Below are 285 nucleotides of genomic sequence, written 5' to 3' on the forward strand. Positions count from 1 at the left end.
TCACCGGCACGAACAGCATGAAGAAGTGCAGCCAGCGCTTGTTGGAGAAGGCGATCCCGAAGATCTGGCTCCAGAAGCGGTTGGCGGTGACCATCGAGTAGGTCTCCTCTTCCTGGGTGGGCTCGAACGCCTTGAAGGTGTTGGCCTGGTCGCTGTCCTCAAAGAGCGTGTTCTCCACCGTGGCGCCGTGGATGGCGCAGAGCAGGGCACCGCCGAGGATGCCGGCCACGCCCATCATGTGGAACGGGTTCAGGGTCCAGTTGTGGAAGCCCTGCAGGAACAGCA

General features: G+C 62.1%; 1 pseudogene. It reads right to left on the reverse strand.

Going from position 1 to position 285, the window contains the following annotated elements:
- Positions 1 to 285: pseudogene (locus KUG41_RS16230) on the reverse strand (photosystem II D2 protein (photosystem q(a) protein)); the annotation flags it as partial.

It is taken from the genome of Synechococcus sp. CCY 9618, from assembly GCF_019038415.1.
GTDB lineage: Bacteria > Cyanobacteriota > Cyanobacteriia > PCC-6307 > Cyanobiaceae > Cyanobium.